The following is a 13,041-nucleotide window of genomic DNA, read 5'->3' as shown; positions in this document are numbered from 1 at the left end:
CTCTGAGCAGGAGGTTCACATGCGTCTACCGGCACGTCTCATAGCCGCCGGGCTCGCCGTCGCGGGCCTGGTGGCCGGGCCGCTGGCGACGGCGGCCACCGCGGCGCCCGTCTGCAACCGCTACTGCGACGGGCGCGACCCGGCGCTGTCGCCGGGCGATCGCACCCCGGTCAGCGCGTCCGTCTGGGGCCGTCAGATAGTGCTGCACTTCGACGACGCCGACGCCATGGGCTGGGCGAGCACCGCCAACGGCAACCCGGGCGACCGCGTCTGGCTCGACCGCTCCTTCGACGGCGGCCGCACCTGGACCGGCCTGCTGGGCGACACCGCCGTCCCGGCCGGCCAGCGCGGCTGGCGCACGGGCATGTACAACGTGGACGACTGGGCGGCGCTGGGTGTCGGGGCGCTGCGCGCCTGCGGCAAGGCCGGCGACCGGCCCGAGATCGCCTGCACGGCCTGGGCCCGTACCACCTGGAACGCCGGCAACCGGCGCACCGCCGCGGCCACCGGCCTGATGACGTCGTACAGCCTGAGCACCGGGCTGTTCAGCACCACCGGCTGGTGGAACTCGGCGAACGCGCTCACCGCGCTGATCGACAACATCCGGCTCACCGGCATGGGCAGCTACCGCTACGCCATCGCGCGCACCTACGACCTGAACGTCAACTCGCGGCTGGGCCACTTCCGCAACGAGTACCTCGACGACACCGGCTGGTGGGCGCTGGCCTGGCTCGCCGCGTACGACCTCACCGGCGAGGCCCGTTACCTGAGCACGGCCCGGATCGCGGCCGACCACATGGCGGCGTACTGGGACGGCGTCTGCGGCGGCGGCATCTGGTGGAGCACCGCCCGCACCTACAAGAACGCCATCTCCAACAGCCTCTACCTGCACGTCAACGCCGCACTGCACAACCGGCTGCCCGGCGACACGGTCTACCTGCAGCGGGCCCGCGCCGAGTGGACCTGGTTCCAGGCCACCGGCATGATCAACGGCTCGTCGCTGATCAACGACGGCATCAGCCTGTCCACCTGCCGCAACAACGGCCAGGCCGTGTGGTCCTACAACCAGGGCGTGCCCCTGGGCGGCCTCGTCGAACTCTGGCGCGCCACCGGCGACAACAACCTGCTCACCACCGCCCGCCGCCTCGCCGACGCCTCCACCACCACGACCCAGCTCCACCTCAACGGCATCCTGCGCGACCCCTGCGAGAACGGCGACTGCGGCGCCGACGGCCCCTCCTTCAAGGGCCCCTACGCCCGCGGCCTGGGCGTCCTCAACACCACCCTCCCCGACCACCCATACACCGCCTACCTGCGCCGCCAGGCCGACACCGCCTACGCCGCCGACCGCACCCCCCTCGACCTCTACGGCCTGCGCTGGTCCGGCCCCGTCGACAAACTCGACGCCGCCCGCCAGCACTCCGCCCTTGACCTCATGAACGCCACCCCGTAACCCACCCCCCACCCCGGCGATCTTGCGTGAACTGTGGGTACGACACGCCCATATAGGACAAAATCCTAACAGTTCACGCAAGATCGTCGCGATCTTGGCGGGCGGGCGGTCAGGCGTCTTCGGTGCGGCCCTGGCGCCAGTAGCCCATGAAGGCGACGGATCTGCGGTCCAGGCCGCGGTCGGAGACGAGGTGGCGGCGCAGGGTGCGGATGACGGCGGCCTCGCCGGCGAGCCAGGCGTAGAGGGCGCCGGTGGTGCTCGTCTCGGGGACCTCCCAGAGGACGTCGACGTCGACGTCGACATCCTCGACAGTGGCGGCGGCGCCGGGCACGGGGACGAGCCAGGCGGCGGCCTCCTGCACGGCGGGCACCAGCAGGCTGCCGCGGGGCAGGTCCTCGCGGGCCAGCCAGCGCACGTCCACCCCCGCGGGGGCGTTCAGGGTGAGCGCGTCGGCGGCGTACGGCACCTCCAGCAGCGCCGCGCCCCGGGTGTCGGCGGGCAGCCGCTCCAGGATCGCCGCGATCGCGGGCACCGCCGTCTCGTCGCCGGCCAGCAGCACCGGCACGCCCGGCGCGGGCGCGACGAACTCCACGCCGCCGTGCGGGCCGGGGTGCGCGGCGTTCGGCCCCATCAGCACGATCCGGTCACCCGGCTTGGCGGCGCGGGCCCAGCGGGACGCCGGACCGGCGTCACCGTGCAGCGCCACGTCCACATCGACCTCACCGGCCTCGGCACGCACGTGGCGGGCGGTGTAGGTGCGGATCGGGTTGCGCTTCTCCTCGGGCGTACCGCGCCAGACGGTGTACCAGTCCGGCCCGCGGTCTAGAGCGTCGAAGCCGCCGTCCGGCGCCGGCAGCACCAGCTTGAGCCGCAGGTCATACCCGCAGTCCGCGAAGTCGGCCAGCTCCGGCCCGCTGAAGGTGAACCGCGTGAACGTAGGCGTAAGCGGCCTGACCTCCTTCACCTCGACAGCGAACAGCCGCCAGACCATCGTCGTCACAACACACCCTCCCCAACCCCGCCCATGAAGCCAACCTTAGGTTAGCCTTACCTCCCCCCGTCAACCGCCCCCTCCACCGCGCCGATCTTGCGTGAACTGTGGGTGCGACACGCCCACATGGGACAAATCCCTAACAGTTCGCGCAAGATCGACGCGATCATCGCGGGGTCAGGGGTGTGGTGCGGGGGCGGTGGCGGTGGCCGGGGTTCGGTCGCGGAGGGTGAGCAGGGCGATGGCGGCGGCGGTGGCCATGATCAGGGCGGCGCCGATCGCGGCGGCGTGGAGGCCGTCGACGAAGGCCGTGCGGGCGGCGGTCAGCAGCGCCGCGCCGGTCTCGCCGGGGAGCGCGGCGGAGGCGGCGGCCGCTCCGGCGAGGGTCTCGTGGGCGGCGTGGGCGGCCTCGGCGGGCAGGCCGCCGGGCAGGTCGAGGCCGGCGCGGTAGACGGCGGTGCCCAGGCTGCCGAGCACCGCCATGCCCAGCGCGCCGCCGAACTCCGACGACGTCTCCGACACGGCGGACGCGGCACCGGCCCGTTCCGGCGGGGCGGCCCAGACGATCAGCTCGGCGCTCAGCGCCATCACCACGATCAGTCCGGCCGCGTAGCAGGCGGAACAGACGATCAGCGTCCATAGTGGCGTGTCGACGTCGATCGTGAGCATTCCGGCGAACCCGGCGGCGGCCAGGCCGAATCCTGCCGCGACCAGCCGCGAGCGGGGCACGCCGCGCTGGGCCAGGCTGGTGGCCAGGGGCGCGGCACCGCCGACGAGCAGCGACGGCGCCAGGCTCCACAGCGCGGCCTCCAGTGGGGTCATGCCCCACACCGTCTGCAGCAGCTGCGTCGCGAAGATGGCGAAGCCGACCAGCCCGAACATGGCGAGCAGGTTGATGACGACCGCGCCGCTGAACGAGCGGCGGCGGAACAGGGCCAGGTCGATCATCGGGTACGCCGAGGTCCGCTGGCGGTGCAGGAACACCGCACCCACGGCCAGGCCCGTCACGATCGCGGCACCGGCGAGCGTGCCGTCGCCCTCGGCGGCGATCTCCTTGACGCCCCAGATCACGGGCAGCACGGCGGCCAGCGACAGGGCCGCACCCGGCAGGTCGAAACGTCCCTCGGTGAGCCGGGGCGACTCGGGCACCAGCACCGGCACGAGCCCGACCAGCAGCAGCATGAACGGCACGTTGATCAGGAAGACCGATCCCCACCAGAAGTGCTCCAGCAGGAATCCGCTCAGGATCGGCCCGAGCGCGACGCCGAAGGTGAGCGCGGCGGTCCAGATCGCGATCGCGGTGGCGCGCTGCTTCGCGTCGTGGAACATGGTGCGGATCAGGGCCAGCGTGGACGGCATCAGCGTGGCGCCGCCGATGCCGAGCAGGGCGCGGGTGGCGATGAGCGCCTCGGCGCTGCCCGCGTACGCCGCGGCGGCGGAGGTGACGCCGAACGCGGCCGCGCCGATCATCAGCAGCCTGCGGCGCCCGATGCGGTCGCCCAGCGCACCCATGGTGATCAGGAGGCCGGCCAGCACGAAGCCGTAGATGTCGAAGATCCACAGTTGCTGGGTGGCGGTGGGGGCGAGGTCGGCGCTGATGAACGGGACGGCGAAGTAGAGCACCGAGACGTCCATCGAGACGAGCAGCAGGGGCAGGAGCAGCACGGCTAGGCCGATCCACTCGCGGCGTCCGGCGAGGGGCGGGCTTGGCTCGTTCATCGAGGGGCCACCTTCTGTGTATGTGATACGCGCTTCTGTGTATGCCATACGCTGTACTGTGTACGTTATACGCGGTACTAGGATGAGCAGTCAAGACACGAGAGCAGGAGTGAGCCTTGGAGCTGGACGGCGCTGCGGTGCCGGCGAACCTCGCCGCGGCCTGGGGGCTGCGCGAGCGCCCCGGCAAGGGCCCGAAACCCGGCCTGACGCTGGACGGTATCGTGCGCGCCGGCATCCGGGTGGCCGCCGCCGACGGCATCGGCGCGGTCTCCATGAGCCGCGTCGCCGCCGAGGCGGGCGCCTCCACCATGGCGCTCTACCGCTACGTACGCGCCAAGGACGAGCTGCTCGAACTCATGGTGGACACCGCCATCGGCGACCCGCCGCCGCTCGACGCCGCCGCCGGCTGGCGGGCCGGGCTGCTGGCCTGGGCCACCGCCTGCCGCGACGTCTACATGAGCCAGCCGTGGATGCTGCGGGTGCCGATCAGCGGCCCGCCCGCCACCCCGCACCAGCTCGCCTGGATGGACGCCGGGCTCGCCGTGCTCGGCGGCACGCGGCTGCCGGAGGAGGGCAAGCTCTCGGTGATCCTGCTGCTCAGCGGGTACGTCCGGAACGAGGCCACCACCGCCGTGGACATGCTGACCGCGGTGAACGCGGCGGGCTCCTCCTTGGACGAGTCCATCGGCGCGTACGGCAGGCTGCTCAAGCTGCTCGTCGACCCGGCCCGCTTCCCGGCGCTGGGCAGGGTGCTCGCCGCGGGCGTGTTCGACCACCCCGAGGAGGGCTACGACGAGTTCGAGTTCGGGCTCGACCGCATCCTCGACGGCGTGGGGCTGCACATCGAACAGGCGGGCGGCTGACCGGAACGGACAGACGGTACGGTCTTCGACGTGACGGACATCCCCTCCCCGGTCACGGTCGTGACGCCGCCCAAGCACGGGCTGGCCTGGTCGCTGCGGCACCTCGCGGCCGTGCTGCGGACCACCGGCGCGCTGCTGCTGCGGCACTGGCCGGTGCTGTTCGCCCTGATCTTCGCCGCCTTCGCGGTGCGGCGCGGCATGATCATCCTTGCGGTGCAGGCCAGCAAGCTCGGCGGCGTCTACGGCTTCCTGGTGTTCGCACTGGTGCCCGTCGTGGTGATGACCGCGCTGGTGCTGATGATGCGCACGCTGTCCCGCTCGCTGCCCGCGCTGACCGGCGACGGCGAGCCGGGGGAGCGGTTCCGGCTGCTGGCGAACACGGCCAGCGTGCTGCTGCCGTTCGTCGCGGTGTACGCGTCCTTCGACTACTTCACCGAGGACCGCAACAACTACATCTACGAGGTCTTCCGGGACGAGACGCTGGCCAATCCGGACACGTTCCTCAACCCGTCCGCGGTGAACGTCGAGGAGCGCCTGCCGTTCGAGCTGAACGCGGCCCTGGTCACCGTGGTCGTGGTCGCCATGGTGCTGCGCTTCGTGCTCGGCCTGATGGCCAAGCGGCTGTGGGACTGGGTCAACTTCGTCCGGGCATACCTGGAGGTGCTGTCGATCACCCTGGTGGTGGTGTTCGTGAGCGGGCTCTCCGACAAGGTCATGCCGTTCGTGGAGCAGCGCCGGTTCTACCAATGGTCGCTGGACACGTGGCACGCGCTGGTGGCGCACCTCGGGCCGCTGGAGCAGTCCGCGCAGGTGGCCGGGCGCTTCGCGCTCGACCTGGCCACCTCCGTGGACACCGTGCTGATCGTGCCCGTGGCCTGGCTTTTCGTGGCCACCACGGTGTACGGCATGAAGGACCCGCCGCTGACCGAGAAGGAGGTGCAGCGGGCGCGCCGCGCCGCGCGGCGCTGGACGCGGGTGCCCATGCCGGTGCGCCGGCTCGCCAAGGGCGGCACCGCCGACATGCGCGAGGCGATGAGCCCGCTGGCCCGGTCCTACCGGCTGGTGGCGTACGCCGGCATGGTGCCCATCCTGCTGTTCTGCCTGCTCTTCGTGTGCACCCAGGGACTGCCGCGGTGGCTGTGGGAGCTGGAGCGCACCATCATCGGCCCGCGGCAGCTCGACACCTGGTGGGTGCCGCTGTCCGGGCCGCTGTCCGCGGTCAACGAGTCGATCACCATGGTGCTGCAGCTGTGCCTGGTCGCCGCGGCGGTGGACCGGGTGCTGCGGGTCAGCGGCTCAGCGGCCGAGGCGGGCGTACCGGGTCAGGTCGACCGCGCCGAAGGTGACGCGCACCGCGACGGGCTCGGCGTCGGCGGGCGTGACGAAGTAGGCGGCGGCCTGGTGCCGGCCTGACGCGGCCGGGACCGGGCTGTCCTCCACAGCGCAGGTGGCCCGGTCCGCGTCGGCGCGCAGCAACTCGTCGGGCCGGTCGTCGTACACCCGGCCCGCCGTGTCCTCCAGCCGCACCGAGCAGAACGGCACCTCGGCCCCGGACGGCTCGATCTCGAACACCGCCCGCCAGGCGGTCACGCCCTGCGGCACCGTGAACGGCTGCCCGCCGAAGCGCTTGAGGTCGGTGGCCGGCACGATCTCGACCAGGTGCAGCCGCACCCCGCCGAAGTCGACCCAGCCGTCGGCGGCCGCCGCGACCGGCCGTGGCTCGCGCTGCTGCCAGTTGTCGAGGTCGATGTACACCGAGCCGTACAGCATCGCGGCGAAGGCGGGCAGCACCACGACCAGGCCCCACCGGTTGCGCCGCCACCAGCCGCGGCCGAGCGCGTCCGGGCCCCTCACTTCGCGACCCTGGGCGCCAGGACCTCGGTGGAGGCAGGGTTGTCCAGCGCCGCTCTCACGTCGCCGATGGGCAGCGGGATCTCGGCCATCGAGTCCATCCGGTGGTCGACGAAGGTGGAGGCCAGCAGCAGGGTCAGCGTGCCGGTCGAGGTGGCGGGCACCTCCAGCGCGATCTCACCCTCGACCGCGATGCCGGGCTGGAGGCGGCGGCCGCCCGCGACGAGCGTCTGCTCGAAGCGGTCGGTCACCTCGTAGACCCGGCCCTCGGCGTCGCGGATGGCGGCGTACTGGATGCTCGTCACCTGGCTGCGCGCGGTCAGCCGCAGCTTGACCACGATCCACACGCCCTGCGTGGTCAGGATCGCGGTGCCGATCTTCAGCTCGGCGGCGCAGCGCACCGCGCCGACCCGCACGGTGAACTCGCGCGCGGTCACGTCGGTGCCGAACTCGCCCGTGGCCGGGAACGCGCGCAGCTGCTGGTTGCGGTCGGGCAGCGCGGTGGTCAGGGCATGCCCGGCGGCGAGCACCGCGATCACGAAGAGGGCCGCGCCCAGGCGGCGGAGCAGGCTCACGGGGTGGCCCTCGCGCTCGGGGAGGCGGACCGCGGCGAGCGGCTGGGCTTCGGCGAGGCGCCGGGCTTCGCGGTCACCGACGCGCTGGGCCGCGGCGAGGCGCTGGGCGAGGCCGCGGCGCGGTTGTCGATCACGGGGAGGGTGACCCGGCCGGCGACCTCGTCGTCGTCCATCCACTTGGCCTCGTGGCTGAGCGAGTCCTCGCGGTAGGTGCGCGCCTGGACCAGCACGGTGAGGCTGGTGGGCAGCGGCGCGTCGCCGTCCTGCTCCCAGAAGAAGACGACCTTCTCGGTCATGTTCGGGTGCAGCCGCCGGATCACCCGCTTGTCCCGGTCGAGCGCCATGTCGTAGGGCTCCTCGGTGAGCAGGCCCTCCACCCCGGACAGCCGCAGGATCTGCTTGGTGAGCGTGATCGACTCGTGCGCGGTGATGGTGACGTTCGCGATGACGTACACCCAGCGGTTGTTCTCGTCCTGGCGGCGCAGCGGGGGCATGTCGCCGGCCACTTTCGCCTCGAGCACCTCGACCTGCCACGGTCCGCCGCCGATCGCGGTGCCCGCGGTGTGCTGCGGCTCCGGCGCGGCGGGCACCGTCTCCCACCCGCCGAACAGCCCGGAGATCCCCAGCGCCAGCACCACGATGATCATGCGCAACCGCGGCGCCGCCGTGTCCAGCAGTCCTCTGCCCAGCCTGCGGCTCAGCGAGCCGCGCCCCGTCACCGACACAGCGGCGAGCATACGAGACGGACGCCGCCGGTCCCAATCGACCTGCGGCGTCCGTCGTGCGTGGACCGGTCAGCCCATCCAGGCGAAGGTCGCCGGGTCGGGGCCGATCCGGGCGCCGGTGTCCAGGGTGGACAGCGCGGCCATGTCCTCGTCGTCCAGGGTGAAGTCGAAGACGGCCAGGTTCTCCGCGATCCGCGACGGGGTGACCGACTTCGGGATGACCACGTTGCCGAGCTGCAGGTGCCACCGCAGCACCACCTGCGCCGGGGTCCTGCCGTGCCTGCTCGCCACCTGCGCGAGCACCGGCTCGTCGAGCAGGCCCTTGCCCTGGCCGAGCGGGCTCCACGCCTCGGTCGCGATGTCGTGCACCGCGTGCAGCTTGCGCAGCTCCTCCTGGGTGAAGCGGGGGTGCAGCTCGATCTGGTTGACCGCGGGCACCACCTCGAACTCGTCCAGCAGGCGGCTCATGGTCTGCACGGTGAAGTTGGAGACGCCGATGGCGCGCACCCGCTGGTCGGCGTACAGCTTCTCCAGCGCGCGCCAGGCCTCGGTGTAGCGGTCCTGCGACGGCACCGGCCAGTGGATCAGGTACAGGTCCAGGTAGTCCAGGCCCAGCTTGGCCAGGCTCTCGTCGAACGCGCGCAGCGCCTTGTCGTACTCGTGCTCGGTGTTCCACAGCTTGGTGGTGACGAACAGTTCCTCGCGGGGCACGCCGGCGGCCCGGATGGCGCGGCCGACGCCCTCCTCGTTGAAGTAGATCTTGGCGGTGTCGATGCTGCGGTAGCCCGACTCCAGCGCCGTGATCACGGCCTTCTCCGCCGTGTCGTCGTCGACCTGCCACACGCCGAACCCGAGCTGGGGCATCCGAACCCCGTTATTGAGCGTCACGTCCGAAACGATCATGCGTCCATTCTTCCAGCGCCCGCGCCGGCTGCCTGGCGCAACACCTAAAGGAGTGACGATCGGGACGTTGCGCGAGGTAGTGAGCCCTTGCTATGGAAGCGCTCCCATGTAAGACTGATCCGAATTCGCGACCGGGAGCCATCGTCGCGCGACACGGCACGTCAGGGCATGGACGAGCCGCTTCGCTCCATCGCCGTCATCGATCGACGGCGCGAAAGGTTTCCCCGCCGGGCCCGATCCCGGCGCATTCGCGAGGAGTTCATCTTGTTGCACACACTGCGGCGTTCCCGCCACAGAATCCTGCGGCGCTCCGGCGCCGTCGCCACCGCGGCGCTCGTCGCCGTCGGCGGCCTGGTGGTGGCGGCGAGCCCGGCCCAGGCCGCAGTCGCCTGCGAGGTCGTATACACCGCCAACCCGTGGACTGAGGGCGCCGGCACCGGCGGCTTCACCGCCAGCCTCACCCTGAAGAACCTGGGCGACCCGTGGACGAGCTGGTCGCTCGGCTTCACGCTGCCCTCCGGCCAGTCGATCACGCTGCCCGGCTGGTCGGCCAACTACACCGCGTCCGGCCAGAACATCACCGCGACGAACCTCAACTACAACGGCAACGTCGGCACCGGCGGCTCGACCGGCATCGGCTTCAACGGCCGCTGGAGCGGCACGTACTCGTCGCCGACGTCGTTCAGCATCAACGGCACCCCGTGCACCGGGGCCAACCCGGCGCCGACCGTGAGCATCACGTCGCCGGCCAACAACACCCACTTCACCGCGCCGGCCGCGTTCACCATCGCGGCGACCGCGGCGGACACCGCGCCCGGCACCGTGTCGAAGGTCGAGTTCTACCGCGACGGGCTGCTGCTCGGCTCGGACACCGCGTCCCCGTACACCTGGGACGTCTCGGCGCTGCCGGTGGGCACGTACGTGTTCCAGGCCAAGGCGACCGACAACGGCGGCGCCACCGCCACCGCCAACACCACCGTCGTGGTCGACGCCTCTGTAGCCCCGAAGGTGCTGGTCAACGGGGCGAGCACGGCCGCGGTGAGCGTGCCCGAGGGCGGCACCAACACGGTCAAGGTGAAGCTGTCGGCCGCGCCGACCGCGAACGTGACCGTCGCGGTCGCCCGCACCGCCGGTGACACCGACGTGACCGTCTCCACCGGCGCCACGCTGACGTTCACCCCGGCCAACTACGGCACCGAGCAGACGGTGACCCTGGCCGCGGCGCAGGACGCGGACAACACCTCCGGCACCGCCACCATCACGGCCAGCGCGACCGGGCACGACCCCGGCGTGGTCACCGCGACCGAGGCCGACGACGAGGTCAACGTCTACACCCAGCGCTTCATCGACCAGTACAACAAGATCAAGAACACGGCCAACGGGTACTTCTCGCCCGAGGGTGTGCCGTACCACTCGATCGAGACGCTGATCGTCGAGGCGCCCGACTACGGCCACGAGACCACCAGCGAGGCGTTCTCGTACTGGCTGTGGCTGGAGGCCTACTACGGCCGCTTCACGCAGGACTGGACCAAGTTCAACCAGGCCTGGACCGTGATGGAGCAGTACATCATCCCGTCGGCGACCGACCAGCCCAACGCGGGCGTGGCCGGCACCCCGCAGTACGCGGCCGAGTCCCTCAACCCGGCCGACTACCCGGCGCAGCTGCAGCCCAGCGTGTCCGTCGGTGCCGACCCGCTGCGCAGCGAGCTGACCAGCACCTACGGCAACGGCAACATCTACGGCATGCACTGGCTGCTGGACGTCGACAACAAGTACGGCTTCGGCCGCTGCGGCAACGGCACCACGCGCCCGGCGTACATCAACACCTTCCAGCGGGGCCCGCAGGAGTCGGTGTGGGAGACCATCCCGCAGCCGAGCTGTGACAACCTCGCCTTCGGCGGCCCCAACGGCTACCTGGACCTGTTCGTCAAGGAGTCCAGCGCGCCCGCGCCGCAGTGGAAGTACACCAACGCGCCCGACGCCGACGCCCGCGCCATCGAGGCGGCCTACTGGGCGCTGACCTGGGCCACCGAGCAGGGCAAGCAGTCGCAGATCGCGTCCACCATCGGCAAGGCCGCGAAGATGGGCGACTACCTGCGCTACGCCATGTTCGACAAGTACTTCAAGAAGATCGGCAACTGCGTCGGCGCGACCACCTGCGCCGCCGGCACCGGCCGTGACTCGATGCACTACCTGATGTCCTGGTACTACGCCTGGGGCGGCGGCCTCACCTCCGCCTGGTCGTGGCGCATCGGCTCCAGCCACAACCACTTCGGCTACCAGAACCCGATGGCGGCGTACGCCCTGGCGAACGTCCCCGCGCTGAAGCCGCAGTCGCCGACCGCCAACGCGGACTGGACCAACAGCTTCAACCGGCAGCTCGAGTTCTACCAGTGGCTGCAGTCGGCCGAGGGCGGCATCGCCGGCGGCGCGACCAACAGCTGGAACGGCAACTACGGCCAGCCGCCGGCGGGCACGCCGACGTTCTACGGCATGTTCTACGACGAGAAGCCGGTCTACCACGACCCGCCGTCGAACCAGTGGTTCGGCATGCAGGTCTGGTCGATGGGCCGCATCGCCGAGCTGTACTACGCCACCGGTAACACCAAGGCCAAGGCGCTGCTCGACAAGTGGGTGCCGTGGGCCATCGCGAACACCACGGTGAGCGGCACGAACTTCGCCGTCCCGTCCGAGCTGGCCTGGTCCGGCGCGCCGACCACCTGGAACCCGTCCAGCCCGGCCGCCAACACCAACCTGCACGTCACGGTGACCAGCACCGGCCAGGACGTCGGCGTCACCGCGTCGCTCGCCCGCGCCCTGCTGTTCTACGCGGCCAAGTCCGGCAACGCCGCCGCCAAGACCACGGGCAAGGGCCTGATCGACGCCCTGTACGCCAAGGCCGAGAGCAAGGGCGTGTCGACCGTGGAGACCCGCGGCGACTACCGGCGGTTCGACGACACCTACAACACCTCCACCGGCCAGGGCATCTACGTCCCGTCCGGCTGGACGGGCGACATGCCCAACGGTGACATCATCACCGCTGGCAAGTCGTTCATCGACATCCGCTCCTGGTACAAGCAGGACCCCGAGTGGTCGAAGGTCCAGACCTACCTCAACGGCGGCGCCGAGCCGCAGTTCACGTACCACCGCTTCTGGGCCCAGAGCGACGTGGCGATGGCCTTCGCCGACTTCGCCGCCCTGTTCCCCAACGGCTGACCCCTCTCAGCCACCCCTCAGGCGGGCGCCCCGTTCCCGGGGCGCCCGCCCCCTTTACGCCCAGTGGCGGCCCGCAGTTTCGGGGAAACTGCACGAATGCGTCGTCGGATGACTGCACTTTCCCCGAAACTGCAAACCGCCCGGCGCGAGGCGACCGGGCGGGGGAACGCGATGCGGCGTCAGGGGACGCGGCGGGCGATGGTGTACAGGGCGAAGAGGAAGTAGCCGGCGAGCAGGGGTGCGGTGACCGGGAGGATCGAGCCGATCATGGCGGCGATGCCGAGGACGCCGATGCAGGCCAGGATCAGCTTCGGGCGGGTGAACGCGGTACGCAGCGCGCGCAGGTACCCATACCCCCGGCCCAGGAAAGGGATGGCCAGGCAGACCGCACCCGCCAGCGCGAGGATCGCGGCGACCGTGACGGCCGTCAGTGCCGCGCCGCCGGGCGCGAGGCCCTGGCGCAGCCAGTAGAGGTTCAGGCCGAGCAGCAACGCGGCGGCGACCACCGCCAGCGTGGCCAGGAAGCCGGGGAGCAGCCGGCGGCCGAAGGAGCGCAGCAGGTCGCCGATGCCCGGCCAGCGGCCCTCGGCGAAGCGCAGGTGCACGGCTTCGGCGCCGGCGGCGACGGCGGCGCCGGTCGTCACGACCGGCACCGCCGCGACGGTCACCACGATGCCGACCAGGGCGAGGTCGGCCGCGTCACGCAGGGTGTCGCGCCAGTCCGTGGTGGTCGTCGCCGTCATGG

General features: G+C 71.4%; 11 protein-coding genes. 4 read left to right on the top strand and 7 right to left on the bottom strand.

Annotated elements, in window-relative coordinates:
* Positions 1 to 19 precede the first annotated feature (19 nt).
* On the top strand, positions 20 to 1,453 hold the full coding sequence (locus tag Cba03nite_RS06285; protein ID WP_203742943.1) for a glycoside hydrolase family 76 protein: 1,434 nt from the start codon (positions 20 to 22) through the stop codon (positions 1,451 to 1,453).
* Positions 1,454 to 1,562: 109 nt separating this feature from the next.
* On the opposite strand, the gene Cba03nite_RS06280 is transcribed toward Cba03nite_RS06285, so the two are convergent.
* Together Cba03nite_RS06280 and Cba03nite_RS06275 are read right to left on the bottom strand one after the other, a co-directional pair.
* Complete coding sequence (locus tag Cba03nite_RS06280) at positions 1,563 to 2,444, bottom strand: siderophore-interacting protein (RefSeq protein ID WP_203743305.1); 882 nt, start codon at positions 2,442 to 2,444, stop codon at positions 1,563 to 1,565.
* Between the two features lie 177 nt (positions 2,445 to 2,621).
* Positions 2,622 to 4,163: an MFS transporter gene (locus Cba03nite_RS06275; protein ID WP_203742941.1), complete on the bottom strand. Its 1,542-nt coding sequence runs from the start codon at positions 4,161 to 4,163 to the stop codon at positions 2,622 to 2,624.
* Between the two features lie 116 nt (positions 4,164 to 4,279).
* Between Cba03nite_RS06275 and Cba03nite_RS06270 the strand changes: the two genes are divergently transcribed.
* Together Cba03nite_RS06270 and Cba03nite_RS06265 are read left to right on the top strand one after the other, a co-directional pair.
* Positions 4,280 to 5,026 (top strand): TetR/AcrR family transcriptional regulator, encoded by a 747-nt coding sequence (locus Cba03nite_RS06270; protein ID WP_203742939.1) that lies wholly within the window; start codon positions 4,280 to 4,282, stop codon positions 5,024 to 5,026.
* Positions 5,027 to 5,056: 30 nt separating this feature from the next.
* A complete protein-coding gene (locus Cba03nite_RS06265) occupies positions 5,057 to 6,439 on the top strand; it encodes a hypothetical protein (RefSeq protein WP_203742937.1) in 1,383 nt (460 codons plus the stop codon).
* Here Cba03nite_RS06265 and Cba03nite_RS06260 read toward each other — a convergent pair.
* From Cba03nite_RS06260 to Cba03nite_RS06245, 4 genes are all read right to left on the bottom strand, one after another.
* Positions 6,323 to 6,880 (bottom strand): hypothetical protein, encoded by a 558-nt coding sequence (locus Cba03nite_RS06260; RefSeq protein ID WP_203742935.1) that lies wholly within the window; start codon positions 6,878 to 6,880, stop codon positions 6,323 to 6,325. The two genes, Cba03nite_RS06265 and Cba03nite_RS06260, sit on opposite strands and share 117 nt — an antisense overlap.
* Entirely contained in the window at positions 6,877 to 7,452 is a 576-nt protein-coding gene (locus Cba03nite_RS06255; protein WP_203742933.1) for a hypothetical protein, read from the bottom strand. Before Cba03nite_RS06255 ends, Cba03nite_RS06260 begins: the two co-directional genes overlap by 4 nt.
* A complete protein-coding gene (locus Cba03nite_RS06250; protein WP_203742931.1) occupies positions 7,449 to 8,177 on the bottom strand; it encodes a hypothetical protein in 729 nt (242 codons plus the stop codon). Before Cba03nite_RS06250 ends, Cba03nite_RS06255 begins: the two co-directional genes overlap by 4 nt.
* A gap of 69 nt (positions 8,178 to 8,246) precedes the next feature.
* Positions 8,247 to 9,041, bottom strand: a complete 795-nt coding sequence (locus Cba03nite_RS06245; protein WP_275411541.1) for an aldo/keto reductase — start codon at positions 9,039 to 9,041, stop codon at positions 8,247 to 8,249.
* Between the two features lie 303 nt (positions 9,042 to 9,344).
* On the opposite strand from Cba03nite_RS06245, the gene Cba03nite_RS06240 reads away from it, so the two are divergent.
* Complete coding sequence (locus Cba03nite_RS06240) at positions 9,345 to 12,296, top strand: glycoside hydrolase family 48 protein (protein ID WP_346110982.1); 2,952 nt, start codon at positions 9,345 to 9,347, stop codon at positions 12,294 to 12,296.
* Between the two features lie 179 nt (positions 12,297 to 12,475).
* Here Cba03nite_RS06240 and Cba03nite_RS06235 read toward each other — a convergent pair whose 3' ends face one another.
* Complete coding sequence (locus tag Cba03nite_RS06235; protein ID WP_203742925.1) at positions 12,476 to 13,039, bottom strand: hypothetical protein; 564 nt, start codon at positions 13,037 to 13,039, stop codon at positions 12,476 to 12,478.
* Positions 13,040 to 13,041 lie beyond the last annotated feature (2 nt).

This window comes from Catellatospora bangladeshensis (genome assembly GCF_016862575.1).
GTDB classification, from domain to species: domain Bacteria; phylum Actinomycetota; class Actinomycetes; order Mycobacteriales; family Micromonosporaceae; genus Catellatospora; species Catellatospora bangladeshensis.
Note: the sequence above shows the minus strand (reverse complement) of the source record. Positions and strands in the feature narration are given on the sequence as shown.

Bases quoted from the DNA above. Each gene is read 5' to 3' on its own strand.
- Cba03nite_RS06285 (WP_203742943.1), top strand. From the start codon at position 20: ATGCGTCTACCGGCACGTCTCATAGCCGCCGGGCTCGCCGTCGCGGGC.
- Cba03nite_RS06280 (WP_203743305.1), bottom strand. From the start codon at position 2,444: ATGGTCTGGCGGCTGTTCGCTGTCGAGGTGAAGGAGGTCAGGCCGCTT.
- Cba03nite_RS06275 (WP_203742941.1), bottom strand. From the start codon at position 4,163: ATGAACGAGCCAAGCCCGCCCCTCGCCGGACGCCGCGAGTGGATCGGC.
- Cba03nite_RS06245 (WP_275411541.1), bottom strand. From the start codon at position 9,041: ATGCCCCAGCTCGGGTTCGGCGTGTGGCAGGTCGACGACGACACGGCG.
- Cba03nite_RS06235 (WP_203742925.1), bottom strand. From the start codon at position 13,039: ATGACGGCGACGACCACCACGGACTGGCGCGACACCCTGCGTGACGCG.